Source organism: Bradyrhizobium sp. Gha, from assembly GCF_900113735.1.
In the GTDB taxonomy this organism is placed as follows: Bacteria; Pseudomonadota; Alphaproteobacteria; order Rhizobiales; family Xanthobacteraceae; genus Bradyrhizobium.
The window spans coordinates 1-25,058 of the sequence record NZ_FOQM01000023.1 but is presented as its reverse complement, the minus strand read 5'-3'; the positions used below and the strand labels follow the sequence as shown (position 1 = coordinate 25,058).

Here is a 25,058-nt window from a genome sequence, read left to right as displayed (position 1 = left end):
GCGGCAGCGATGGGCCAGAGCACACAACCAGACATCGGCGGCTACTCGATCACCTCGTCAGCGCGGGCCAGCATTGCGGGAGATACGTCCACCCCAAGCAAACGTGCAGTCTTCAAATTGATCGTGAACTCGAATTTAGTGGACTGCAAAACAGGAAGCTCGGCGGGCTTGGTACCTCTAAGGATCGTGCCCGCGTAGACTCCAACTTGGCGAAACATGTCGCCGAGGTTGGTGCCATAGCCAATCAGAAGGCCAGCTGCGGCCATCTCGCTCGAAAAAGTGCTCGCTGGCAGGCGATAGCGTTCCGCAAGCATCCCAAACTGCGTGCCGTGGCTTGTGAAAAACGCGTCAGGCGCGATGAAAAGGGCCTGCGCTCCCGAACCACCGATGGCCGCAAAGGCGTCTTCGATCTCAGCGGGCGTGCTTGCTTTGAAAAAAATCAGTTCAAGGCCAAGGCCGGGAGCGACTTCTCTAAGGGCTTTCGCCGTCGCATCGGCAGTCGTAAGATTAGTTGGATTAGTGAGGACTGCAAAGTAGGTCGCGTTAGGCAACAACTCGTGCATCAGCCCGAGCCGTTTGCTGTCGATCTCGCTCGCGAAAAAATTTATCCCGGTCGCATTCGTGCCCGGCCGCGCGATGCTTTTTACTAGCCCTAGCGTTACCGGATGTTCGGACACGCCAAATACAATCGGGATTGTTTGGGTCGCCGCTTTGGCGGCAAGGGCGCTGGGCGTGCTCCCAGGCGTCGCAATGACGGCCACACCCCGACGAACAGCATCACCGATGATCGAGGAAATCTTGTCGTAATGACCGTCCAGCCAATGGTATTCGACGAGGACATCTGTCCCGTCAACAAAACCTACCTGCCTTAAGCCCCGACGGAATTCGTCAGCCAAAGCGCCGCTGTTCTCGCTGCTTCTGCCATTTAGTAGGCAAATTACCGGAGGGGCCGAGGACTGCGCATGTAGCCAACGCGACCTCGAAGCCGCTGTCGCGCCTAAAAAGCCAAGGAAATCACGACGTCTCATGATCTTCGCCTTGAGCCGATGCCTAACCCTACCACAGGATCAAACAAGACACTTCCACATTCAGACGCGCAAAGATGACCGCTGCGGGTCATGAACGACAAAACTCAAGGTGAGCATAATAAGCCCGCTTTCGGGTGCATAACGACCAGTTGAGCCCGACAGCCCAGCCATGATTCAAGCCACCCAACGGAGGTGCGGAATCATGCGCTACGAACTCACGGACTATGAGTAAGCCGATGCTGCCGAATACATCGCGCGGCGTGCCACGAGTGAATGACCGTCGTGTCCTCAACGGCATCTTCTGGGTCTTGCGATCCGGAGCGCCATGGCGCGACCTGCCAGAAAACTTCGGTCCGTACACGACTTGCTACAATCGATTCGTTCGCTGGCGACGGGCGGGCGTGTGGGCCAAGCTCATGAGCGCACTGGGCCCACGATGCTGCCGTGCAGATGATCGACACTTCTATTGTTCGCGTACATCAACATGGGGCCTGCATCACAAGAAACCGGCGTCAATCGATGGGAAGGTCACGCGGCGGTCTGACGAGCAAAATTCATGCGGTGGTTGATAGCAATGGTCTACCGGTACGGCTTGCGTTGAGCCCCGGCGAGGCGCACGACGTTCGACGTGCCGGAAAACTGCTGTCTCGTCTCAAATCCGGATCAATGCCGCCGGCCGAGCGATCGCCCGTCTTCGCGTCCGCTTCGCTCCAGCTACGCCGGACACCACGCTTCGCGCCTATCGGCCCAGCCCGCCTTCGCCCGTTGGGCTCCGGCGCGGCAGCCTTCGCTCGCTTCGCTTCTGATGTGCAGCACCGGCTTGCCTGGCCGAAGCTCGCGAAGCGAGCGAAGGCTGGTGGGCCCGGCAGGACTCGAACCTGCAACCAGACCGTTATGAGCGGCAGACTATCGACCAGCCTCGTTGATTTTGCAGCGTTTTCGCTCGAGTTTGATTGCGTTCGTCGTGGTTTGTTCACGTCGTTTCTGGTGCGAAACTGGTGCGGTCGGTAAATCCAAGGTAGGCAGTTTCACGACGCTACTCGGCACGTTGGCGCAGCCTGTCTCATGATGGGTTGGAGGGGTGCATCTCGAAAACGAAGCTCCGTCACGACTTAGGCCCGTCGCAATTAGACATCTCGCGGCAAATGTCATACCGGCGTTTTTCCGCGGCCGATAAGGCGATATCGCGCGTCCGCGTTTGTTCGATGGCCATGGCGTAGACAGCCAAGGCTGATCAGCTTGGCGACCGCCGCGGCGGGGCCCCACATTCGCCCGATTGCCCAGCAACATGCTACCCCAGAAACGCCACATGGGGCGAGTGACTGGGATTTTGAACGTGGCGAGGGCCCGGCTAGGCTGTTTGGATTCGGTTAGAACCGACGCCTTTCCTGACATCCCCATTCACAATGCTCGTCAGGAGCCAAAAACGAATCCCCATATCCGCAATTCTTGAAGTTAAATGAGGTTACATCACCGCGCTTCGACTTTTTCTCGAACAGCAGCTGTTGAAGCAACTTTGCCGCCAGGAGAACGGCGGCGCCGAGGGACACAAATCCGACCGAGAACTCGGACGGGGCTCGGGTGGCGAGATCACGCAGAGCTGCCTCACCAAGGCGGCCGCACTTCGGGCTGCTAAGAAACTCATCGACGATCTGCGGATCGATCCCTTCGTCGCAGAGAAAGGCGACGCGTTCGGTCTGCTTCATGTCGCGTAGTTTCTGCACCAAAAGCTCGCAGTTTGTCGCCGTCGCGTTCGGCTGGATTGAAGCATGAGAGGCACGCGGCACCCGGGCGATCGGCGTAAAAATTAGCGCGGCACGTAAGGCCGAGCGTGCTTCCGCCAAACAGCAGAGAAGGCGACAGGCCCTGTACATGCTGCCGTGAAACACCACGATCCACGCAAGAGACCACGACTTCGAACGTGAGGTCGCCTACCTGACTGGCAACGTCCGGCCGCAGTCCTGGTCGGTCGGAGTCCAGATACTGACTGACCGTTCCGGGAAAGGGGGGCGCGCCGATGCCACACCTCTTCAACGTAGCGGCGACAGCCTCGATTTTAGGATGCTTGAGATCCTCCCAGCCTGCGAGAAGGCAGCGGTTTAGGCTAGTATCGTCATAGTGGTCGTCATCGATGATGACGGCGTAAGCGTCGCCCAATCTCGCGTTCGCGAGAATGTAAGCAAGCCCCTTCCCGACAGCGCCCGCGCCAACAATATGCGCTGGTGGAAGGTCCGCGCCCGTAAGTTCAGGGCCATCCTCAAGCGTGTTCCAATCGGCCGAGGTTTGACCGGACCAAAGCGAATAACCATCGGCCTCGACGAACCGTCCCCGCAAGAGACCGCGGCAACGCTTGAAAACTTCACCCGCGGCGAGCGCCGCTGCGAAGAAGGGTCCAAGAGGATTTTCGCTGTCTGGGACGACATCGGCAGGTGCCACACTGGGATCGCCCACCCACGCCTTCCAGCCATTGCCGACAGCGAAGATCACGATACCAGCGGTAACGGGTGCCCGTGCGCCGATCAACACGGTGATATCGGCGTCACCGTCGGGAGCCTTTGATATCGACACTGGAATATGGTCTTTGATTGCCCAGGCTGCAATTTGCGTCAGGCAAACCGGAAACCGCTCACCCGCTTCACAATTGGGGAGTGGAATTGTGTTATTGGCTTCGGGAGCGACGATGTCGATAGCGCTCACCATTGTCACTTGGCGGACCAGGAGATTGACGAGGCATGACGTGAGCAACTGGCCAGCGCGCGAAGCGGCCCATTTGTTGGCCACCACGATGCGAACGCGTTGGGCCGGATGCATCGGCTTCTCGGCTAATCCCTCAGCTTGCAACAGGTGGCGATTCGCGATGTCAGGGGCGTCCGTCATCGAAGATCCTCGACCGTGAGGGGGCCCTCGGCAACAATCACGCGCCGCGCGGCCAAGTTGTCATCCAGCAGATACCAACAATCGATCTGCCACTCGTGTATCCCCACCCCCTGAGGAAAGACTGTATTTGTCCGGCCGTAAAAAGGAAAAACAAGCGAAAGAGCTCGGCGGCTACTCAACATTTTGTCGTCATAGTTTGAATGTTCGACGCGCTGGCCCGGACGGCTATGCACTTGCGCGAGCGGCTTCCAGCCGTCAGGGAGCCGGTGGACGATCTCGGCCAGCGCCGCGGGCGAGACGTGGTAGTTTCCCCAACTCATCCGCTGGCGGGGAGCCGCGATGTACTGAACTTGGCCGTTGCCGACCGCGTCACGCGGCCCATACCAGAATAGCCCGCTTTCGAGCTGTCCAGCGCGCTGAAGCAGCGCAAGAGTCGCGCGGAGGCCCTCGGCTGGAATCCTTAGTTGCGCTTCGACCGGTTGGTACGGCCGCTTCGGCGGCGGCCTGAAGAGATCGTCTTCGGCATCCATCTAAAATGTCCCTCCATACGACGAGGCGAATGCCCGGCGGATCGTTATAATGGTCGTGTAGAATGTGTTGGTTTCGCGCCAGATGTGTTCTTCCTTTACATCGTGCGAGACCTCATAGAATTCGCGCACCGCGGAGCAGCAGATCAGCTGCAAGGTGCCTCCGTCTGGCTTCGGATAAGCCGTGTGGCTATGACATTCCTGGCTCGTCAGCCGTGGCACGCTGCGCCGCCGCGAGTTAGAGGCTCTCGGTGAACGGCTCGCTGCCGAGACGGGTCATCCGTTTAATCTGTCGGCCGCCGGCGAATATGTCGCCGGGACCTATCGCCAGCGCTTCGCGCTTGCCTCCGGCCGCTTCGCGACGATCGACGACGGTCTCGGCTTTCAGCTTGTGCCATGGACGCCCTCACTCGAAAAGCAGCTCGGCCGGCACGTCTCCGGCGTCACCCGCGATGACGGTGGCGTCGATTGGGGTTTTGGGCGGAGCCGGGGGATCGGACTGTGAGCGATCCTTCCAATCACGGACCTCAAGAAAGGGCGGCGACCATGTCCGCAGCCAAGATTCTCTGGGGCCAAGTCGTCATTGTGTTGGCGATCGTCCTGCTGACGTTTTGGACCGCGACGCAATGGACGGCCTGGCGGCTCGGCTTCCAATCGCAACTCGGGCAGCCCTGGTTCGAACTGCTCCATTTTCCAGTCTACCTGCCTCCCGCCTTCCTCTGGTGGTGGTACGCCTATGATGCTTATGCGCCCCATATCTTCATTGACGGCGCCTACATCGCGGCCTCCGGCGGCATCATCGCCGCCGCCGTCGCGATCGGCATGTGGGTCTGGCGCGCCCGCGAAGCTAAGAATACGGAAACCTATGGCTCCGCACGTTGGGCCGAGGCCAGGGAGATCGGGCAGGCTGGTCTGCTTGGGCCGGACGGCGTGGTTCTCGGCCGGTTCGAGCGCACCTATCTCCGTCATGATGGACCCGAGCATGTGCTGTGTTTCGCGCCGACCCGGAGCGGCAAGGGCGTCGGGCTCGTCATTCCGTCGTTGCTGACCTGGCCGGGCTCGGCAATCGTGCACGACATCAAGGGCGAGAACTGGCAGCTCACCGACGGCTTCCGCGCGCGGCACGGACGCGTTCTGCTATTCGATCCGACCAATGCGAAATCGTCAGCCTACAACCCGTTGCTGGAAGTCCGGCACGGCGAATGGGAGGTGCGCGATGTCCAGAATATCGCCGCCATCCTCGTCGATCCCGAGGGCAGCCTGGAGAAGCGGAACCACTGGGAGAAGACCAGTCACGCGCTACTGGTCGGCGCCATCCTCCACGTCCTCTATGCCGAGGAGGACAAGACGCTCGCCGGCGTCGCGGCTTTCCTATCCGATTCCAAGCGGCCGATCGAATCGACGCTCGCCGCAATGATGCGCACCGCACATCTCGGCGAGGCCGGCGTGCATCCCGTCGTCGCCTCGGCCGCGCGCGAGCTGTTGAACAAGTCCGGCAACGAGCGCTCTGGTGTTCTCAGCACCGCGATGTCATTCCTCGGCCTCTACCGCGATCCGGTCGTGGCGGAGGTGACGCGGCGCTGCGACTGGCGGATTACCGACATCGTCGGAGGAGAGCGGGCGACCACGCTGTACCTTGTCGTTCCGCCATCGGACATCAACCGGACCAAGCCGCTGATCCGCTTGATCCTCAACCAGATCGGGCGCCGGTTGACCGAGGATCTTCAGGCCAAAGCCGGCCGGCGGCGGCTCCTCCTGATGCTCGACGAATTCCCGGCGCTCGGCCGGCTCGACTTCTTTGAATCGGCGCTGGCTTTCATGGCCGGTTACGGCATCAAGAGTTTCCTGATCGCCCAGTCGCTGAACCAGATCGAGAAGGCCTACGGACCCAACAACTCGATCCTCGACAACTGCCACGTTCGGGTCAGCTTCGCGAGCAATGACGAAAGGACAGCCAAGCGGGTGTCCGACGCTCTGGGCATGGCGACCGAGATGAAGGCAATGAAGAACTATGCTGGCAGCCGGCTGGCCCCTTGGCTCGGTCACCTCATGGTATCGCGGTCGGAGACTGCCCGCCCGCTGCTCACCCCCGGGGAGATGATGCAACTGCCGCCGTCCGACGAGATCGTCATGATGTCGGGCCTCCATCCGATCCGCGCCAAGAAGGCGCGCTATTACGAGGACCGACGCTTCCAGGAGCGCATCCTGGCGCCGCCGGCGCTGGCCAGACCCAATGACAGCCGCCCGGACGACTGGAGTGCAAGGCCACGGCCGCCGCGCCCCAAGGTGCCCCCGACATCGACCGACGACCAGGCCGACGTAGAGGATCCGAAGACGGCTGACCGCCGGCAGCAGCCTGAACTGGGTCATGAGGCCGTGGAGAAGAAGGAACCCCTCGACAACGAGTTCGCGCCGGACTTTGCCGACGAACTCGATGAGGATGCCCCGCGGATCAGGCGCATGAACGACATGATGCAGGGCGTCGCGCGCCAGGCATCACTCGATCCTGGCGACGATCTCGGATTGTGAGGCAGGCATGACCGCGCCGAAGAAGAAAGCCCAGATATCGGTCTATCTCGATCCGGAGGTCATGAAGACGCTGTCGGCCTATGCCGCCCGGCGCGAGCAGCCGATGTCGCTCATCGCCGAAGCCGCGATCGCGTCCTTCCTGTCGCCGGACGCCGACGAGCGGCGGGAGGCCGCCATTGCCAAGCGACTCGATCAGGTCGATCGCCGCATCGCGCGGCTCGAACGCGACATCGGGATCTCGGTCGAAACCCTGGCGTTATTCGTTCGGTTCTGGCTCGCGACGACACCGCCACTCCCCGAACCGGCTGCAAAGGCGGCGCGGGCGCAAGGGGGGCGCGGTGGGACAATTTCGTTGCGGCGCTCGGGCGACGGCTTAGTCAAGGGCCGAAGCTGCGACAGGAAATCCCGGAAGATATTCAGGAGAGCGAGCCGACGGGAGGATAGCCGGTTATAGCCCGATGATCGCTCACCGCGTGGACGAAAATCCAGCCACGGTGGAGATTCAAGACCGAGCATCGCAAACGGTTCCTGCGCGAGAACCGACAGCCCGCAGCCGATCTCTTCAACGCACGCGGACGCATCGTTTTTAACATCGGCCGGAGAGAATGCGACGACAGGAATCCCGGAGACAATCATTGGTAGTCTATGCTCTTTGGGCGGTGCGGGCCGAAATTCGGGATCGATCGGGAAACGACATCGATCTACACAGGTTAATGCCCGGTCGCACTGGACGGTCGCCGGACGAAGAGGAAGGATTGGAGAAAACGGGACTTGCCTTTTTCCGGGGCGTGATGATGCCAGCCCACGTCGTAAACGGTATGCACGTGCGTGTGCTCGTCGGGCAATACCTCCGGCAAATAAACTCATTGGTGTCAATCGGTTTGCAAATTGTGCTCTGTCGCAGTTTTGGTGCAGCTCCGATTATTCTGCGCCGATTAGTCTGGCCTGAAGCAGATCGATTTTCCCGCGGCCATACATCTGAGGCCTGACGAGCTTGAGGCGCGTGATCTGACCTTCAGTCTGTCCGTTGGACCAGGGCGAGGTGATTGCCGCCCGAACCGCCGCTTCGTCCCTGACGACGCCGCTCGGAACGAGGCGACGAAACTGATGCGAGCGCGCTCGATCCATGCGGTAAGCCCTTCCTCAACCTTTCGCCGGATCATCACGTGGAATTCGGCGATGATGTCGCGGGCCTCGACCAAGCTTGGAGTGCCTGCTGCATGGCGCTGATTCTCCCCCAATCAAAGCGCCAGACATCCCCCAAACTGCATCAAAAGTGAGTCAGAGCCAATTTTGGACGCCGATCCCCCGGCTTAGGGGTCAATATTGCAGGCCGAATGACAAATGGTCGAGGGGATCGTGTCCGGTAATGTCTCGCCGATCATTCGCTACATACATGGATGACATTTCGCCTTTCCTAAAGCTCCTCTGCGGGCTCTTCATCAAGTAGTCGCCGAAGCTCCCCCGGAGAGAACCGCTCGAGATCAAAAGTTAGGTCTTCCTGATCGACAGAAAATGACAGAGCAGGATGATTGTCTCCAAGTCCGTGAAACTCGTCACGCAACTGTTTTTCCAGACGCTGAAGCTCATTCGAAGCGACGGAGGCTGGCAACGGCATAGCTTCATCCTCCAGATGATCCAGCACTCGCCGAAGCGCCGCCTGAGGAAGCTGCTCTGAGTGGGATGCGGCTTGCGCCTGCATGAAAGCCGACGGCGCGGGTTGATCATCTCGGCTTTCCTGAAGCTCCTCTGCTGGCTCGTCGGAAAGCGGTCGCAGGAGCTCCTCTGGAGAGAACAGTTCGCGATCTAAAGTGAGGTCTTCCGGATCAGTCGGAAACGACAAAGCAGGATGATTGACTCTTGGCTCGTCGGGAAACTGTTTTTCTATTCGCTGCAACTCCTCTAAAGCAAAGGAGACTGCCGACGGCACGGCTTCATCACCCAGATAATCCAGTAGTCGCCGAAGTTCCCCCTGAGGGAGCTGCTCTGAATCCAATCCGGCTTGGGCGGAAGCTGACGGGGCCAGTTGATCATGTCGCCTTTGCTGAATCTCCTCTGCCGGCTCGTGATCAAGTAGTTGCCGAAGCTCCCCTGGAGAGAACTGTTCGAGCTCCAAAGTAAACTCTTCCGGATCGACCGACGGAGCTGGATGATTGGCTCCTAGCGCGTGAAGCTCGTCATGCAACTGTTTCTCCAGACGCTGAAGCTCCTCTGCAGGTTCGTCATCAAGCGGTCGCAGAAGCTCCTCTGGAGAGAACAGCTCGCGGTCCAAAGTAAACTCTTCCGGATCGATGGAAAACGAAAGAGCAGGATCATTGTCTCCAGGCCCGTGAAGTTCGTTATGCAACTGTTTTACCAGCCGCTGGAGCTCCTCTGAAGCCAGGGAGGCTGGCGGCGGCATGGCTTCATCATCCAGATGATCCAGCACTCGCCGAAGCTCTCCCTGAGGGAGCTGCTCTGAATCCAATGCGGTTTGCTCCTGAATGAGAGACCAGGGGGCGTGTTGACCGTCCTGTCCCTCCCCAAGCTCCTCTAGCCGAGTACTCGCTTCGTGCGGCGCGCTGTGCTGCGCAGCGGCGTCGTCGATGCGCCGCGGTACCATCTGCACAGCGCTTTCGGGATTGAGCGCCACGTTCTGGTCGGAAGCATTAAGCTTGGCGCTTGCGCGACCGGGTTGCTTGGGCACGACCACTCCCGTGGTCCGAAAGGTGTGGAAATATTTCAGGGCTTTGAGGAGAATGGTATTATTCCCTCCTTTGTGCTTAAGTATGGCACCATCGTCGCTCAGCGCCTCGCGGTCCAGCCGAGCAACAATGCTCGATCTGTTGTTTTCGAACAGCCAGCGGCTAAAGCCAACGAGGCTGCTTCCAAGCTGCCCTGCCCATCTGGAGGTCATGCCGCCCTTGATGAGCGCCTGCTCAAGCTCCGAGACGGCGGCAGCATCCTCGGAATAAACAGGCCGCCTGTCCGACTGCCCCCGGATTATGACGCCTCTTGAGTCAACCTGCGGCGCTGCGCTACTTCCTTCTGAAGCGACGTTTGCACTTGATTGTCGGTATACCACAATCTCTTCCAGATCGTTCAGCGTCCTCAGTCTCTTCGCTGCTCTCGAAGGAGCGGCGTTATCATCGGGGGCATAATACTTACGAAGGACTCCTACCACTGACCTCATCTGCCCGTTTTTCGGAAAATAAGAATTTGCGTATTCGAGCAGGGACTTGTGGTCCGCTAAATCGGTCGTTTGGCCGCGACCGCGGAAATCATTCGCGAGTTGACGAAGCGCTCGAGTATAACGTTCAACCGTTTCAGGTTTTGGGTTTTTCCGAGCCGCAAATTGAGTAATGACGCGATCGATAACGTTTCGGTCCTCTGTAGACAGATTGGGATAGGCGGGGTCACGGCCATAATATGCAAGAAGGACGCTTAGCCCTCTCTTCATATATTCGTCTTTCGGGAAGTAAGTATTTGTGTGATCGAGCAGGAACTTGTGGTCCGCTAGATCGATTGTTTGGCCGCGAGCGCGGACGTCATTCGCCAGTCGACGAAGTGCCGTAGAGTACTGTGTAGCCGTTGCAGGTAGTACGTTTTTGTGAGGCGCATATTGAGTAATTATTCTATCGATAAGGCTCAGGTCCTCCGGAGACAGACGGGGGTAGTTGGAGTCAATGCCATGATACGCACCAAGAACCCTCAGCCCCGCCTTAATATTTGAGTCGTTCGGAAAGTAAGTATTTGCGTATTCGAGCAGGGACTCATGGTCCGCTAGATCGGTCGTTTGGCCGCGCGTGCGAAGATCATTCACCAGTCTATGAAGTACCTGCGTATAGTGTCTAACCGTTCCAGGTGTTGGCTTTTTCTGATCCTTATATTGAGTGATCACGCGCTCGATAAGGTGTTGGTCTTCTGTAGACAGATTGGGATAGGCGGGGTCCCTGATGGCGACGGGAGCGGCTTGGCTTGCCTCGGCCAAGTGCTGCTCAAATTGCACGGCCTCGTCCCTCTGCGGCGCTTCGGAGACCGCGTGCTGCACGTGCGACGAAGCTGGTACATTAAATGCATTAAAGTGTTGCGGGTCCACGCTAACCTCACCTTCAGGATCATCCGAACAAGTCACTGTAGTCGGGCAAACTTTCGAGAGCCTGACGGGGCCGCTGGTCACGTACGGGTCGCACCGGCCAACCTCTGAAACGACATCGCTCGGGATCAGCGTCTCCTCATGATCTGGGCTCTTCGCGCCTACTGGCAGCTTCGAACATTTCGCAGAGTTGTAACACTTTGGGAACTACGAGGCCCTTCCCCACGCGGGTGGCGTCCCCACCCCGGCCTGCTCAGGATCAGCGCGCCGCAGTACCGGCGGACGAGTCATGAACGGGATCGTGTCAAACATTGTCGCGCCGATCATCCGCTACATACCCGGGTGGTCATCTCGCCCTTCCTGAAGCTCCTCTGCGGGCTCTTCATCGCGTTTGAGCTGCTGAGCTTGTATTCGGCTTGGACGGCAGGATCGTCGTTGCTGCCTCGAACAGTAGGTAACTCGGCCCAGAGGGTATTGTCAGTCAATTGTGCTTCCGGTTTCGGTAATCCGCTAGGCTGCTGGGGGAAGGGGCTCTTGGTGTCTTAGATGCAATCCACGGGTAGCCGTCACTCCACATCCGCTCGTTCCAGCTTTCGCACAGCAGCCTGTCGGCTTGCTGGATCATTGCCTCGCCTTTGGCCCGCATCTCCGCCGATTGGGTAGCCAGGATGTTAGCCATCGCGCGTGCTTTGCCGAGCTCTTTCGCCAGAGCCTTGCGATCGCCGCCCGATAGGGGCGTAGGGAGATACTTCGGGGCCATCCGCACATCCAGGCGCAACGAGATCGGATCGGCAAATGCAGAGCGACTACGGCGTCTCGAACGCGGGCCAGCACCCGTCTTCTTCATGCCTGCCGGTGCGCTGCTGGCAGGTGTTGTCGAGCAACCGCTGCGCCACGTCGTTCCAGACTGCGTTGGCGCCGTACAAGCGGACGGCATCGGCGGTCTGGATTTCTACGGACCGCTTGCAGCGGCGGCAGGAGACGCGCAGCACGTGGGCCTTAATTTCCGAGAGGCGTCGCTCTCGGGCATGGGTCCCGGTCGCGCCGGCGCGAGGATCTTTGAGCACCGATTCCCAATATTCGGCCGGGAGGGGGGCATCCGGACCCGTAGCGGACGGCGCTCGTCTACGGTCCGCTTCAGCGGCCAATTTTTCCAACTGTTTCGGGGTCGGCATGCGCCAGCTCGCGGGTCGGTCGGTCATGCCTGAATTAGAACATAACAAGATGTCGAGTGCGACCGGGCCGCCGCTGAGAAAAATCCTCCTGTGGGACGGGGTCGCCATGTCGGAACCAAGCGTGTTCGTTCGTCTTGAATCCGGTATCAGTATCGGAGTTCCCCCGGCATGGCCGCCCGCGCTAACTGGAAAGGCTTCCTGCGTCTTTCCCTCGTCACCTGTCCGGTCGCGCTCTATCCGGCCACCTCGGAATCCGAAAAGGTGTCGTTCAACCAGCTGAACCGAAAGACCGGCCATCGGATCAAGTACGCCAAGGTCGACGCCGACACCGGCGAGGAGGTCGACAAACGAGGACATCGTCAAGGGCTACAAGGTCGACACCGATACCTTCATTGAAGTGACCAAGCAGGAGCTCGAGAACGTCGCGCTGGAATCGACCCGAACCATCGAGATCGACGAGTTCGTCGACCGCAGCGAGATCGATCCGCGATATCTTATTCGCCCCTACTACCTGCGTCCCGACGGTAAAGTCGGGCACGATGCCTTCGCCGTCATTCGGGAAACCATCCGCGAAATGAACAAGGTTGCGATCGGTCGCGTGGTGCTGACCAATCGCGAGCACATCATCGCGCTCGAGCCTCTCGACAAGGGACTGATGGGCACGTTGCTGCGCTATCCCTACGAAGTCCGTGCTGCGGATGAATATTTCGACGATATCCAGGATGTCAAAGTCACCAAGGACATGCTCGACCTTGCCAAGCACATCGTCAATCAGAAGGCGGGCCATTTCGAGCCGGATAAGTTCGAAGACCAGTACGAAACCGCCCTCATCGATCTCATCAATCAGAAGCGCGCTGGCAAACCCATCACCGCGAAAGCGCGCCCTCGAGGCGAGAACGTCGTCGATCTGATGGACGCGCTGCGCAAGAGCATCGGAAGAGAGGGGGCGGCCGCGACAGAGGCGCCGAAGAAATCAGGAAAGAAGCCGCGCAAGGCGGCGGCCGGGCAGAAGGAAATGCTGATGCCGATCGCAGGCAAGAAGCCGGCGAAGGAGGCCTCGGCGAAGAAGCCGGCGGCCAAGCCGCAGCGGAAGTCGGCTTAGGTGTCGTGAAGCATCCGGTGACGCCGGACGGCCACTCCTTCGTCGTCCGCGACAGGCTCTGGCGGATGGCAAATCCCAATCTCCACGAGGTAACGCGAGATCATCTCGTCGGCAGTCTAATGGCGGCCCGGCGAGCGGTGCGCGACGCCAGGAAGGCTGGCGACCGCGAGGCCGAAATAACGGCGGTAGGACCGTGGACGAGGCTAAGCAGGCGCTCGGCGAGCGCGGTCCGGTATGCCGAGCGGCGGCTCGCCGGCGCTCGATTGCTCTGCAAAGTAGGAGCGATATGGCTGCGGTGAAAGAGACTTCCAGGAGATCGACCTTGAGCGCGGGCATTCTCGCATACCGCAAGGGCGCTCGTGGGCTCGAGGTACTGCTGGTTCATCCCGGCGGTCCGTTCTGGCGCAAGAAGGATGATGGCGCCTGGTCCATCCCAAAGGGCGAAATCGATGCCAATGATGCTCCGGAGAACGTCGCTCGACGCGAATTTGCCGAAGAACTCGGCCCAAGCGCTTCGATTGGCCCACTCAAGGCGCTGGGGGAAGTCCGACAGCGAGGAGGGAAGCGCGTCATCGCGTTCGCCGGCGAGGGCCACTTTGATCCGGCAGTGCTGACCAGCAATACCTTCGATATCGAATGGCCGCCTCGAAGCGGTCGACGGCAGAGCTTTCCCGAAGTCGATCGGGCGGAATGGTTTGATATCGAGCTCGCGCGGACCAAGATGCTGTCCGCTCAGGTAGAGTTTCTCGATCGTCTTTTGCCAATCGCAGTTGAGAGCGCCGGGAAATGATGTTCAGGATTGGAATTATTTCGGACACACACGGCCTGTTGAGACCCGAGGCGGAACGAGGCCTGACGGGCGTCGATCACATCATCCATGCCGGCGACATCGGGCGCCCCGAAATCGTCGACGCGCTTCGCCGGATTGCGCCCGTGACGGCCATTCGTGGAAACGTGGATGGTGGTGAGTGGGCTCGCGACTACCCCGACACGAAACTCGTGCGCCTGGCGGGTAAGTCGATTTACGTTCTGCACGACCTGAAGACGCTGAAGGTCGATCCCGGCGCCGGCATCGATGTCATCGTCTCCGGGCATTCCCACGTGCCGAAGATCGACACGGTCGGTGGCGTTCTCTATCTGAATCCCGGCAGCGCGGGACCCCGGCGTTTCAAGCTGCCGATCACGCTTGCAACGCTCGAACTCACGCCTGACGGCATGCGGCCGGAAATCCACGACCTTGGAGGCGACTGAGTGCCCACCGCGGAGCGCGGAGGAGGCGAGTGCGTCAATCCTTCCGTTTGCCGGGTTACGCCCGGAGGGAAGCGCTATTTTCGCGGAGGTTCTCGCTCACGCACGACGTCCTTCGCCCGCTTGTCCGACCTGAGCCCAAGGTAGACAGGCTGGCGCAGCTCGCCCTTGCTCGTCCACTCCGCAAATTTGACCTCGGCAACCAACGAGGGCTTGACCCAGGTCGTGGCGGCCTCGTCCTTCACTTTGGCAGGGAAGGGTGACTTCGGGGTCGTCAGCTTCACGAGCTTGGCGTCGAGGTCTTCCAGGACCTTGTGGCTGAAGCCAGTGCCGACATGTCCGATATAGCGCCATGTGTCGTCTTCCCGCACGGCGAGGACCAGGGCGCCGAAGAACGGCCTGGTGCGCCTCGGCGCCGTGAAGCCCGCGATCACCACTTCCTGCCGCTTTGCTGTCTTGATCTTCAGCCAATCCGCCGTCCGGCTTCCGGACGCATACACGCTGTCGGCGCGCTTCGCCATGACGCCTTCCAGACCCCTCCGCTCGGCCTCGGCGAAGAATTTCGTGCCGTTCGCTTTGCGGTGGCGGCTGAAAGCGATCAACCGGTGGCTCGGCAGGATCGCTTTCAGCCGCTCCTTGCGCTCGAGCAGAGGCTGTTTGCGCAGGTCCGCTGTGCCCTGAAACATGAGATCGAAGGCGCAATACAGGAGCTTTGCTTCATGGCGCAGCGCGTTCTGAAGCAGCTGGAAATGCGAGACGCCGTCCTTTCCGATCGCGACGAGCTCGCCATCGATCACCGCGTCGCTTCACGCCCTCCAGCGCTTTGGCGACCTCGACATAGCTGCGGCTGATGATCTTGCCGTTGCGGCTATACAGCGAAACCTTGCCCCGCCGGATTTCCGCGATCATCCGGAAGCCATCGTATTTATCCTCGAAAACCCAGTCGGGTCGTCGAACGGCGCGTCGGTGAGCGTAGCGAGCATTGGCTGTAGGCGCTTGGGCAGGGTCGACGTCCGGCTCATTCAAGGGCCATTCCTTCGGAGCGTGTTGCGTAATGCATGGACGGCACCTTATCGCTCAAGGTGGCCGGGGCCGGTCCGATGAAGCCGGGGAAAAGCGCCTTGACGCCGATAGCCGCCGGCCTTTTACGCGCGAAACGCCACTGAAGAACTCCACGCGACAGCGATTCAAATTGGCACAGTTCAAATCGTTCCGGAACCTGCGAATCCTTGCAACGTTGCTTCGATGTCACAACAGGAGGCACCGATGGCGGTAGCGAAGAAGAGCAAGACGGCGCGCGGACGAAAACAGGACCGGGCGCGGGTGGCTGGCGGGCAGCACGACGAAGTGCAGTACGAGGCGAAGAAGACGCGAAAGTCGGCATCGGCGGTGAAAAAGGCAGTCAAAAAGGTCGCCAATTCGCGCAAGCGTGTGGAGAAACGGCTGGGCCGCTGAGTCGGAGACGTGTCGACGTCGGGGGTTAGCGCCGGTCCTGCTCGACAGAGGGGCATTGTGGGCAGGTATCACCAATCGAGTCCAGCACGGCGCGAAGCGCGGCCTCCGCTGCTTGACGGGATACGCCTTCCGGCAGGTCTCGACGGGCGATATCGAAGGCCCGCTCTCGGGCATGCGGATCGGCGCGGTCCTGCATCCAACCGTGCTCCTCGCACTCGCGGATGGCGCCGGCTTCGTTCAGCACGTTCATCGCCCAACCCCGCAGGGTGCGAATCACTGGCCGTCTCTGCCTGGTCATCAGCATTGAAAGGTTCTCCCACGCTGAGACGAATCGCTTAGTCCCGCAGATGTTCCCCATCGCTAACACACGACTGGGATTCCGGATTGTGGGATCTCGTGTGTTTTTCGAAGGCCGAAGTTTCCGCCCGGCCAGGTGCCAAGGCGGGCAAGAATGAACGAAGAACTGCTTTTCCGATACTTCAGACGTCCGAGCTCAGGTGGTGCTCCTTGTCCGTTTGCGCGTGCGGCTGTCGACGCACCGGGCTCTCCTGAACCGAGCCGCGGAGCGTCCCGGCCCTGCGGCTGCGATCCCTCGCGCACGAGCAGATCACGCCCTAGCGGGACAGAAACGAAAAACCGGACCTTTATGCAGCAGCCACCTGCACAAAGGTCCGGCCTTATCTCAGCGTGCCGCGATACCGAACGGCTGCAAAGGACGCGTTATATCCTTTGGGAGGTCTCGCTTTTCATCCGGGTTGCGACCCGGAAGCGGCAATAGATCAGTAGCCGATACGACTACTTCTTTTTCTTTGAAGTCTTCTTTCCCACCTTCTTTGTGGCTGCCTTCGCCGTCTTCTTTGCCTTCTTCGCTTTCTTGGCCATGTCGTCCTCTGTAAGAATTGGCTCTCAGTGAACATGCCCACGCCGTGCATAGACATGCGCACGGGTGAGACGATATCACAAAAGCAAAATTGATACCAAGCAGACATGAATCCGCCTTGTGTCGCTCGCCGGAGGCACTCGCCCTCGGGCCCGCCGTCATTGCATGCCGGCCTCGCTATCACTGCCCTTCGGGTCGGGTGCCTTCTTAACCGGTCTCGGTCCGAGTCCCGCCGCTACGCGTCGGCGCTATGCTGACTCTCCTGCTGGTGCCTCTTTCGCTGTGCCCCGCTAGCGGTCTTCCCTTTCGCTCCGCCCACAGGCCTCTCTTCCACAATTGCGAGACTCCTGTGAAAATGCCGGGCGGTTCTCGTATCATTTGCCTGCATCCCGTTCGTTCAGGGTTTGGCGCGTGCGGCAAGAGCCGCACCGGGCTTATAGAGTGTTTCTGTCAAGTCTCGTTGGTTTGATCACAAACCTCCTTTCATCCCAACGGAGGGCGTGCAAAGCGCCGCGCGCAAGCGCTGTCAAGACTGGCCATCGGCCACCGGCGATGCCGGCGCGAAGCGGTCTTGACGGCGCGAGCACGGCGCGGAAACTACAGCCCGGGGGAAAATCACATCGGTTCTAAAGCGTCTCCATCATATTTGCATTTTCATTTTCATGCTCGGAGCTGGAGCCCGTCATCGCATGCAGCTGAACCACCGCATCAACTTATATCCGGTCGGGCCGTTTACCCTAACCACAATCCCTCATTCATCGGAGGAGGGCTCCAAGGAGGATGGGACTCATCTCTCGTGAGGCATCTTACAGCCAACCCGGTTTGCCCAGTCACACATCCGTCCCGGCATTCGGGCTAGGGGCACCAGCCCGATTCCTGCTTTGGCTTTTCTCAGGTCTCGATAATCGCGCCGGTCGGGACGAGTCCCGTGCTGACATAGCGCCAAAGCGCGATCACCAATTTCCTGGCAAGGCCGACAATTAGGATGCGCCTGATCCGCCCCTCCATTGTCCCAACGCGGTTGCGATACCACTGGGACAGCGCGCTGTTGGGCTGATAGCGAAGCCACATCCACGCCATCTCGATCGCGGCGGTTCTCGCGCGAGGATTGCCAGCCTTGCTGATTCCTTGGTCGCGCCGCGAGGATCCGCTATTGTACGGACACGGAGCGAGGCCAAGATAACTGCCGACCTGCCGCCGGTTCGAAAAGTGTCGATAGAAAACTTCGCGGGCAAAGATCGTCGCGAACTCAGGTCCAATGCCTTTAAGCTTCGCTAAGCGTTGGATGTTCCCAACGCTCTGGTCTGCTCCTGTGTTGCCGCGCAATAGCCCATCACGCTCGGCCTCCACCTGTCGCCGCATCTCTTCCAGCAGCATGAGCCGTCGCCATTGCCGCGCGATCTCAGCGCGAAGCTGCGCTGGAAGTGGACGGCCGTCCCCGGTCCGTAGCCGACCAAGCCGATTGAGCCAAGTTTTATCGGTGATCCGGAGCGCTCGGATGCCTTGCGCCGACAAGAGCGCTTTTATGCGGTTGATGTGACCGGTTCGCTCACGGACCAGGCGCTGCCGTTCACGATGCAAACGCCGGGCATCTTCCTCATCAACCGTCGGGACTCGAACCGCTCGACAGCCATACGTATCGCCTTGCGATAGTCCGATCAACGCCCGCAGCAAACTACGGGCATCGAGATGATCGGTCTTGGCGCGTTTTGCACGTCGATCAACGAGAAGACTTGCAGCATCGAGAACGAAATTCCGAATGCCATGAGCGAGGAGCAAGCGGTGCAACCAAAATCCGTCATAGCCAGCCTCATAGCAGCAATAAGCGATCGGCTCTGCGTGCCCGGTATGCGCAACTTGCCGGCATACTCGATCGATAACTGATAGAAGATGCGCGACGTCGCCACCGGCGAGCTGATGACTGCTTACCTTGTCACCAAGCGCCGGCGCATGAACGGCGACAATCCAATTTGAGCGGCTAAGCTCGACGGCGACATAAACATTCGCACAATTGGTTGGAAGACTATCGGCTGGCAGAGGCACAAGCTGGGCCATGTGTATCCCTCCCTTGATATGCGTACTCATCGTTTGGGTTGGTAGTGAGTTGCAACCGCTTGCTTGAGCGGCGTGCACTGACGATTGCTCCTTTCTGTGAGGGTGCACAATACTCATAGAATCTCTCGTGAACCGAGCCGCGAGGATATCCCTACGCCCCCCTCCAAACCGTGCGGGCACCTTTCAACGCACACGGCTTTCCGTACGCGCATGCTTTCGACCAGAAACGGTTGTTCGGCACGACGGGCACAGGACAATGGTCTTGCGCCGCCAACCGGACTGTTTCCAAACCGCCAGCACGCTTTGCAGATCTCCTACGCGGCGGAGGTGATGCATCTCAAATGGTCCGCTCGTGCCGCCGCACGCTTCGCACCTGCGAGCGCTAAGTCGATCGATCAGATCATTTGGGTTTTTGACCCACCACGCACCTGCCGTGACGTTGTCCACAACAGGACTCGGCCAGAAGGTTTGAGTGAGATGCTTCAGTCTCCACAGTTTGATGCTGCGAAGCTTGCCACGAACTACAGAGCTAACCTCGTAGTCCGTCCCATTCCACAGACGCCTCATGGTTCTCGCTGTCGTCGTCCGATGTCGCATCGCCAGCGTCTTCACGGGACTGCGGAACACGACAAGCTCCAGCAGTCCCAAGGCGCTCTTGTTGTCGTCGGCCAACGAATTGTAGTTCGCGAATCCACGGAACTCTGAGTTATAGGCGAGGACGGTTGCGACGTCGCTGGTAACAAGGAACTGTGCGCGATGACGGCCAGTCTTCCTGGCGAGGTCGCCATAGCCGTGTCGCTTACAGAACTTGGTGACTTCGTTCCGCGGCACTCGCAAGCTGACATTGTCGGTGGTCGGGCGGCGTACCACGCGCCATGTCCGTCCATCCGGTCCCGTGCGGCTGGTTTTCCGTCCTGCCCCGTGGATGTGTATGTCGAGATGCGATCTCACACGCTTCCCGCTTGCTTCCGATCACGCCGATGAGGAAGTCGTCGGCGTAGCAGCAGTAGCGGAGCCGTTTGAAGTTGGGGTCCATCGGATCGACGGACGGCACTTTCCGCCTCTCCTTGTTGACGGCTTTGATCTCTGCAAGTGCAGCATCGATCTCGGCCTGATCCGCGACGTCGGCACGGAGCCGTTCAATTTTTCGGCGGAGACGGAGCACGCTCCGTTCCAGCGCGGCATAGCGCGGGAATGGGCGCCGCACGCGGCCTTTGTCGAAGTCCGCTTTCATTATCTGCATGTGCTGATCGAGCTCATGCAGATAGATGTTGGCGAGCAGGGGCGACACAACGCCGCCCTATGGCGTACCACTGTACGTGCGTCCGTAGATCCAATGTTCCATGTAGCCTGCTTTGAGCATTCATCGATCAGGCCGATGAACCTATCGTCATCGATCCGCTTCTTTAGAAGCCCAAGCCGGATGTCATGGTCGATGTTGTCGAAGAACCCACGCACGCCAACTCGACCAGCCACTTGCAGCCTGCCAGGTCTTCTTGATGGTCTTGAGAGCGGTATGGCAGGATCGGCCCGGGCGGAACCCATGCGACTCATCGAGGAACACAGGTTCGTAGATCGCTTCGAGCAAGATCCTGACCGCCTCCTGGACGAGCCGGTCTTCCACCGTGGGATACCCAGCGGTCTGTTTTGCCGTTGTCCTTCGGGATATAAACCCGCCGGACTGGCCGGAAGCGATAAGTACCCTGTGCTACCCGCCTGGCAATATCGTCAAGCTTCTCCAGCGACATGCCGTCGAAAGTCTTGCCATCTACACCGGGCGTCAGGGCTCCCTTATTGGAGACCTTTTCGTAGGCCCGCTCGAAGAGATGCGGAGATCTCATCAGGCGATGAAGGCCATTTACGCGCTTACCCGACCGCGACAAAGTCGACAGTGATTCAATTCTTCGCTGGATGGTAGCGGCCTGTATCAGCAGAACCTCTCCGTCGAAAAATCTCTTCTACGCATCATGCAAATGCCGTTTTTGGCGGCATCGTCCTTCCCCCGGGTCGGAGGCGCTTTCGGTCCGGTCGCCCGCCTTATACGCATGATCGTCCACCTCGCGGCGGCTGTCCCCGGCCATTACGCCGGGCATTTGGGTACTATGACGGCTCCGTCACCATACAGGTTCTCGAAAGAACCTGCTGTAGGCGATCCCGTAGTTACGTGCGTGGGGAGTTGCGGCATGTTTAGGTGTCCCGTTCGTCTCCTTGATCCACTGACGGTGGTCGTCCCACGCGGACTGGTGGCAGTTCGCACTGGGAGGTGCGATCCGCCCCGCGTGGCATAGCGTGTAAGCCGCGTTCGCTACGGCCAGCCCTTTGGCAACCGTCACCAGGCATACCTTACTCTGTGCTCTCCACCAGGCTGCGGGGCCCGACTTCGAGACGTTTCCCCGGCATGCTCTGGTCCCGTTCCCCTTTCGGAGTTTCAGTCGTTTCCGACACCGGTAAGCCGGGCAAGTAAGAGCCATAACCAGCAGGCTCCGTTCTTTCGAACACTCCCTTCTTCTCCACGCCTCTACGGCGCGCGGCTCGCGGCTTCGATCCCTCGCGCTAGGCCTTTGGTGCTCCTCGCCGGGGGCACTCGGGAAAGAGGCTCGCCTGCGGCGATCGCTATCACTGCCCCGTTCCCGGGTGCCGCTATTGAACCGGTCTTGTCGCTACACTGGGACCCGCGTGCCCCTTCGGGTCGCTATGCTCACGCCCTCCGGGTGCCATTTTCCGTTGAGGCGATGCGCCCCTGGCGCACGCCTGACCGGGCCGGCGGCCCAGATAGATGGCGCTAGAGGCTGAGAGTAAGAGTGCAGGCTGGGTTTTTCCGTGACGGGTTACAAGTTGCGAGAGAGGCTTGCGGCGCCCGTCGCGGAGACCCGCGATGTCAAACCCTAATGCTTGCGCGCGCGCCGGCCAGGACCGCGCGAACCTCTATAACGAAATCACCGACAAGATCATTGCCGAGCTTGAGGCTGGACGCGTCCCCTGGGTTCAGCCCTGGCGTACGGCCGCGGCGAAAGCGCCGCTGGCCATGCCGAAAAATGCGTCGACCACCCGGCAATACAGCGGCGTAAACATCCTCATTCTCTGGGGGGCCGTAATCGAGCGGGGATTCACCGGGCAAAGTTGGCTGACCTTTCGCCAGGCGCTCTCGGTTGGCGGCCACGTTCGCATGGGAGAGCGCGGCACCACTGTCGTCTACGCTGATCGTTTCGTGCCGAATGACGAAAAACGACGCGCCGCCGAGACCGGCGAAGAGGCTCAGGCAATTCCATTCCTCAAACGATTCACCGTTTTCAACATCGATCAGTGCGCGGAACTGCCTGACGACATTGCCACCGCTGCGCCGCCACCTCCGGCTGGGCTCATCGAACCCACGGTCGACACTCTGATCAAGACGAGCGGAATTCCGTTTCGGATCGGTGGAGATCGCGCGTTCTATGCAACAGCCGAAGACTTCGTTCAGGTCCCGCCGCCACAGGCCTATTTCGAACCCATCAACTGGCACCGTACGGCCTTGCATGAACTCGGTCATGCGACCGGGCATCCCTCGCGTCTCAATCGCGACCAGAGCGGATCCTACGGAACGAAGAAATATGCCTTCGAAGAACTGGTCGCCGAGTTGAGCTCCGCGTTCAGCTGCGCGTCGCTCGGGATCGTCCCGACCGTGCGCCATGCCGACTATATCGGCTCCTGGCTTGAAGTCCTGCGCGAAGACAATCGGGCCATCGTGCGTGCCGCCTCGCAGGCCAGCAAGGCGGCGGACTATTTGCTCGGCTTCATTCCCGAGTCCATTGAGCCCACGTCGCTGGATTCGGTTGTCGCCGATCACGTGGCGGCGTGACGGTTGGCCCGTGCGAGAGTGAGAGGAGGGGAGGCTATTCGCGACGGGTTGGAAGCCGAGAGAGAGTCTCACGGCCGCCCGTCGTGGAGAGCTAAAATGACGAAAGCCGTACAAAAGATCACGCTGTCGCCTTCCCGCACTCCCTTTCAACAAGCTCGTGCTCAGCCAGTCGAACGTTCGCCGCGTCAAGGCCGGTGTCTCGATCGAGCAGCTAGCCGAGAGCGTCGCGCAACGTACCCTTCTGCAAAGTCTGAGTGTCCGCGCCATCGTTGATGCAGACGGCAACGAGACCGGCATGTTCGAGGTGCCGACGGGCGGCAGGCGCTATCGCGCTCTCGAACTCTTGGTGAAACAGAAGCGGATGCCGAAGGCGCAGGCGGTGCCGTGCGTCGTTCGCGAAGGGGGCACCGCCGAGGACGATTCCGTGGCGGAGAACGATGAGCGGGTCGGCCTGCATCCGCTTGACCAGTTTCGGGCCTTCCAGATCCTCCGCGACCTCGGCATGAGCGCAGAAGACATTGCGGCGCGCCATTTCGTGAACCCGGCGATCGTCAAGCAGCGCCTGCGCCTAGCGTCAATCTCGCCGAAATTGCATGACGTCTATGCCGAAGATGGCATGACGCTCGAGCAGCTCATGGCGTTCTCAGTCACTATCGATCACGCTCGCCAGGAGCAAGTCTGGGAGAACGTCAGCCGTTGCGGTTATGACGAGCCATACCAGATCCGCCGCATGCTCACCGAGAACACCGTGCGCGGGTCCGATCGTCGGGCCCAATTTGTCGGCCTCGATGGCTATCAACACGCGGGTGGCGGCGTTCTGCGGGATCTGTTCGAGCACGACGACGGCGGTTGGCTCCAGGACGTCGTGTTGCTCGACCGCCTCGTAACCGAAAAGCTCAAAACAGAAGCTGAGACGATTGCGGCCGAAGGCTGGAAGTGGATCTCAGTCGCCGTAGAGTTCTCCTACGGTCACACTCAAGGCCTACGAGAAATCGAAGGAAAGCCTGTCGATCTCTCGCCTGAGGAGCAGGCCACCATCGATGCCCTGAATGCCGAGCGGGCCAGGCTTGAAACCGATTATCAGGATGCCGACGAGCTGCCCGAAGATGTCGATCAGCGTCTCGGCGAAATCGAAGTTGCACTGGCGGCATTCGAAAGCCGGCCGATGCTTTACGAACCGACCGAGATTTCCCGAGCTGGTGTCTTCATCAGCATCGATTCCGAGGGACGCCTCTCCGTGGACCGGGGCTATGTCCGTCCAGAGGACGAGGTGCCGGCAACTGATCCTGATGTCGGGCAGGGCGCCGATGTGTCGTCGACCGAAGGTCAAGAAGAGGGCCCTTCCGTCCAGCGCACGGTTATCGCGGTCGCGGGTGAAGAAGATGACGACGACGCGGCCAAGCCTCTGCCGGATCGGCTGATCAGCGAGCTGACGGCGCATCGTACGCTGGCATTGCGGGATGCATTGGCAGAAAATCCAGCGGTCGCGTTCCAGGCAGTGCTGCATAACTTCGTGCTGACGGCCTTTTACCGGTTCGCGTCGTCTGGGAGCTGTCTTGAGATCGGCCTTCGCACGCCGAACTTTCCCGCCCAAGCTCCGGGGCTGAGGGACAGCATCTCTGCCAAGGCCGTCGAGGCGCGACATGAGGCCTGGAAAGCACGGTTGCCGAAGACCGAGAACGATCTTTGGGATGCGCTGACGGCTCTCCATGGTGGTGCGCAGGCATCGCTGTTCGCCCACTGTGCGTCATTTGCGGTCAATGCCGTCTATGAGCCGGCCAATCGTTACAATCAGGGCGTCGCGTGTCAGCCCACGGCGTCCGCACGCGCCTCGACCAGGCTGATGTGCTGGCGCGGGCGGTCGGGCTCGACATGGTTCAAGCAGGGTGGAAGCCATCCGTCGACAACTATCTCGGCCGGGTCACCAAGCCGCGAATTCTGGAGGCCGTACGGGAGGCCAAGGGCGATGACCTTGCCCCCTGGACTTAATCCAGATTGAAGTTCGCTCTGGCCCATATGAGGACCAGAGCATGAAGCGCAACCGCTTTACGGAAGAGATGGGGTATTCGGTCCCGATCGCCTGACCGATTTGCCGCGCGGCACGTTTTGGCTGACGATCATAGACCAACTCCATCCGGAAAGGAGAGAAGCCATGATCTACGTCGGCCTCGATGTTTCGCTGAATTCTGTTGCGGTATGTGCGGTGGACGAGACCGGAAAGCTTATCCGGGAGGGAACCACGTTGACGGACGCGCCATCGATTGTGCAG

Annotated in this window: 15 protein-coding genes and 8 pseudogenes; 10 read left to right on the top strand and 13 right to left on the bottom strand. The window is 60.1% G+C overall.

Annotated features, from left to right (window positions below):
* Positions 1 to 41: 41 nt before the first annotated feature.
* A complete protein-coding gene (locus BM222_RS24825; RefSeq protein WP_177243440.1) occupies positions 42 to 896 on the bottom strand; it encodes an ABC transporter substrate-binding protein in 855 nt (284 codons plus the stop codon).
* Between the two features lie 334 nt (positions 897 to 1,230).
* On the opposite strand from BM222_RS24825, the pseudogene BM222_RS24820 reads away from it, so the two are divergent.
* Positions 1,231 to 1,712 (top strand): annotated as a pseudogene (locus BM222_RS24820) (IS5 family transposase); the annotation flags it as partial.
* Positions 1,713 to 2,398: 686 nt separating this feature from the next.
* On the opposite strand, the gene BM222_RS40205 reads toward BM222_RS24820, so the two are convergent.
* From BM222_RS40205 to BM222_RS24810, 3 genes are read right to left on the bottom strand one after another with little or no spacing between them, the layout of a single operon-like run.
* Positions 2,399 to 2,734, bottom strand: coding sequence for a hypothetical protein (locus BM222_RS40205; RefSeq protein WP_143106032.1), 336 nt, complete (start codon positions 2,732 to 2,734; stop codon positions 2,399 to 2,401).
* Positions 2,670 to 3,905 carry a ThiF family adenylyltransferase gene (locus tag BM222_RS24815; protein WP_092233530.1) on the bottom strand — a complete coding sequence of 412 codons (1,236 nt, stop codon included), beginning with the start codon at positions 3,903 to 3,905 and terminating at the stop codon, positions 2,670 to 2,672. Before BM222_RS24815 ends, BM222_RS40205 begins: the two co-directional genes overlap by 65 nt.
* Positions 3,902 to 4,435, bottom strand: a complete 534-nt coding sequence (locus tag BM222_RS24810; protein ID WP_092233527.1) for a Mov34/MPN/PAD-1 family protein — start codon at positions 4,433 to 4,435, stop codon at positions 3,902 to 3,904. Before BM222_RS24810 ends, BM222_RS24815 begins: the two co-directional genes overlap by 4 nt.
* Positions 4,436 to 4,649: 214 nt before the next feature.
* On the opposite strand from BM222_RS24810, the pseudogene BM222_RS24805 reads away from it, so the two are divergent.
* From BM222_RS24805 to BM222_RS24795, 3 genes and pseudogenes are all read left to right on the top strand, one after another.
* Positions 4,650 to 4,937 (top strand): annotated as a pseudogene (locus BM222_RS24805) (DUF3363 domain-containing protein); the annotation flags it as partial.
* Positions 4,938 to 4,978: 41 nt separating this feature from the next.
* Positions 4,979 to 6,961 (top strand): conjugal transfer protein TraG, encoded by a 1,983-nt coding sequence (locus BM222_RS24800; protein ID WP_177243439.1) that lies wholly within the window; start codon positions 4,979 to 4,981, stop codon positions 6,959 to 6,961.
* A gap of 7 nt (positions 6,962 to 6,968) precedes the next feature.
* Positions 6,969 to 7,405 (top strand): annotated as a pseudogene (locus BM222_RS24795) (CopG family transcriptional regulator).
* 477 nt (positions 7,406 to 7,882) lie between these two features.
* On the opposite strand, the pseudogene BM222_RS42220 reads toward BM222_RS24795, so the two are convergent.
* From BM222_RS42220 to BM222_RS24765, 4 genes and pseudogenes are all read right to left on the bottom strand, one after another.
* Positions 7,883 to 8,175, bottom strand: a pseudogene (locus BM222_RS42220) (ISL3 family transposase); the annotation flags it as partial.
* Between the two features lie 203 nt (positions 8,176 to 8,378).
* Complete coding sequence (locus BM222_RS24785) at positions 8,379 to 11,039, bottom strand: hypothetical protein (protein WP_177243438.1); 2,661 nt, start codon at positions 11,037 to 11,039, stop codon at positions 8,379 to 8,381.
* 484 nt (positions 11,040 to 11,523) lie between these two features.
* Positions 11,524 to 11,796 (bottom strand): annotated as a pseudogene (locus BM222_RS24770) (hypothetical protein); the annotation flags it as partial.
* A 46-nt stretch (positions 11,797 to 11,842) separates the two neighbouring features.
* Complete coding sequence (locus tag BM222_RS24765) at positions 11,843 to 12,238, bottom strand: hypothetical protein (protein ID WP_177243451.1); 396 nt, start codon at positions 12,236 to 12,238, stop codon at positions 11,843 to 11,845.
* A 141-nt stretch (positions 12,239 to 12,379) separates the two neighbouring features.
* On the opposite strand from BM222_RS24765, the pseudogene ku reads away from it, so the two are divergent.
* From ku to BM222_RS24750, 3 genes and pseudogenes are all read left to right on the top strand, one after another.
* Positions 12,380 to 13,313: pseudogene (ku, locus tag BM222_RS24760) on the top strand (non-homologous end joining protein Ku).
* 286 nt (positions 13,314 to 13,599) lie between these two features.
* Entirely contained in the window at positions 13,600 to 14,103 is a 504-nt protein-coding gene (locus BM222_RS24755; protein ID WP_092233516.1) for an NUDIX hydrolase, read from the top strand.
* On the top strand, positions 14,100 to 14,564 hold the full coding sequence (locus BM222_RS24750) for a metallophosphoesterase family protein (protein ID WP_092233513.1): 465 nt from the start codon (positions 14,100 to 14,102) through the stop codon (positions 14,562 to 14,564). Before BM222_RS24755 ends, BM222_RS24750 begins: the two co-directional genes overlap by 4 nt.
* A 74-nt stretch (positions 14,565 to 14,638) precedes the next feature.
* On the opposite strand, the pseudogene ligD reads toward BM222_RS24750, so the two are convergent.
* Positions 14,639 to 15,583 (bottom strand): annotated as a pseudogene (gene ligD, locus BM222_RS24745) (non-homologous end-joining DNA ligase).
* A gap of 244 nt (positions 15,584 to 15,827) precedes the next feature.
* On the opposite strand from ligD, the gene BM222_RS24740 reads away from it, so the two are divergent.
* On the top strand, positions 15,828 to 16,016 hold the full coding sequence (locus tag BM222_RS24740) for a DUF3606 domain-containing protein (protein ID WP_092233510.1): 189 nt from the start codon (positions 15,828 to 15,830) through the stop codon (positions 16,014 to 16,016).
* A gap of 25 nt (positions 16,017 to 16,041) precedes the next feature.
* On the opposite strand, the gene BM222_RS24735 is transcribed toward BM222_RS24740, so the two are convergent.
* The 4 genes from BM222_RS24735 to BM222_RS41260 all read right to left on the bottom strand — a co-directional run bounded on the left by BM222_RS24735 (position 16,042) and on the right by BM222_RS41260 (position 20,242).
* The gene (locus BM222_RS24735; protein WP_092233764.1) at positions 16,042 to 16,320 is read right to left on the bottom strand and encodes a hypothetical protein; all 279 of its coding nucleotides are present in this window, start codon (positions 16,318 to 16,320) and stop codon (positions 16,042 to 16,044) included.
* Positions 16,321 to 17,787: 1,467 nt separating this feature from the next.
* Entirely contained in the window at positions 17,788 to 18,951 is a 1,164-nt protein-coding gene (locus tag BM222_RS24730; RefSeq protein WP_092233761.1) for an IS110 family RNA-guided transposase, read from the bottom strand.
* A gap of 183 nt (positions 18,952 to 19,134) precedes the next feature.
* Positions 19,135 to 19,782: an HNH endonuclease gene (locus BM222_RS43070; protein ID WP_349509870.1), complete on the bottom strand. Its 648-nt coding sequence runs from the start codon at positions 19,780 to 19,782 to the stop codon at positions 19,135 to 19,137.
* Entirely contained in the window at positions 19,751 to 20,242 is a 492-nt protein-coding gene (locus BM222_RS41260) for an RNA-dependent RNA polymerase family protein (protein WP_177243436.1), read from the bottom strand. Before BM222_RS41260 ends, BM222_RS43070 begins: the two co-directional genes overlap by 32 nt.
* Before the next feature lie 1,584 nt (positions 20,243 to 21,826).
* Here BM222_RS41260 and BM222_RS24715 point away from each other — a divergent pair.
* Together BM222_RS24715 and BM222_RS24710 are read left to right on the top strand one after the other, a co-directional pair.
* Complete coding sequence (locus tag BM222_RS24715) at positions 21,827 to 22,789, top strand: ArdC family protein (protein WP_092233502.1); 963 nt, start codon at positions 21,827 to 21,829, stop codon at positions 22,787 to 22,789.
* 96 nt (positions 22,790 to 22,885) lie between these two features.
* A pseudogene (locus BM222_RS24710) lies at positions 22,886 to 24,766 on the top strand (ParB/RepB/Spo0J family partition protein); the annotation flags it as partial.
* Positions 24,767 to 25,058 lie beyond the last annotated feature (292 nt).

Coding starts and splice junctions, on each gene's coding strand:
- BM222_RS24810 (WP_092233527.1), bottom strand. CDS start 4,435: ATGGATGCCGAAGACGATCTCTTCAGGCCGCCGCCGAAGCGGCCGTAC.
- BM222_RS24750 (WP_092233513.1), top strand. CDS start 14,100: ATGATGTTCAGGATTGGAATTATTTCGGACACACACGGCCTGTTGAGA.
- BM222_RS24755 (WP_092233516.1), top strand. CDS start 13,600: ATGGCTGCGGTGAAAGAGACTTCCAGGAGATCGACCTTGAGCGCGGGC.
- BM222_RS24730 (WP_092233761.1), bottom strand. CDS start 18,951: ATGGCCCAGCTTGTGCCTCTGCCAGCCGATAGTCTTCCAACCAATTGT.
- BM222_RS24735 (WP_092233764.1), bottom strand. CDS start 16,320: ATGCTGATGACCAGGCAGAGACGGCCAGTGATTCGCACCCTGCGGGGT.
- BM222_RS24800 (WP_177243439.1), top strand. CDS start 4,979: ATGTCCGCAGCCAAGATTCTCTGGGGCCAAGTCGTCATTGTGTTGGCG.
- BM222_RS40205 (WP_143106032.1), bottom strand. CDS start 2,734: ATGAAGCAGACCGAACGCGTCGCCTTTCTCTGCGACGAAGGGATCGAT.
- BM222_RS24740 (WP_092233510.1), top strand. CDS start 15,828: ATGGCGGTAGCGAAGAAGAGCAAGACGGCGCGCGGACGAAAACAGGAC.
- BM222_RS24765 (WP_177243451.1), bottom strand. CDS start 12,238: ATGACCGACCGACCCGCGAGCTGGCGCATGCCGACCCCGAAACAGTTG.
- BM222_RS24815 (WP_092233530.1), bottom strand. CDS start 3,905: ATGACGGACGCCCCTGACATCGCGAATCGCCACCTGTTGCAAGCTGAG.
- BM222_RS24715 (WP_092233502.1), top strand. CDS start 21,827: ATGTCAAACCCTAATGCTTGCGCGCGCGCCGGCCAGGACCGCGCGAAC.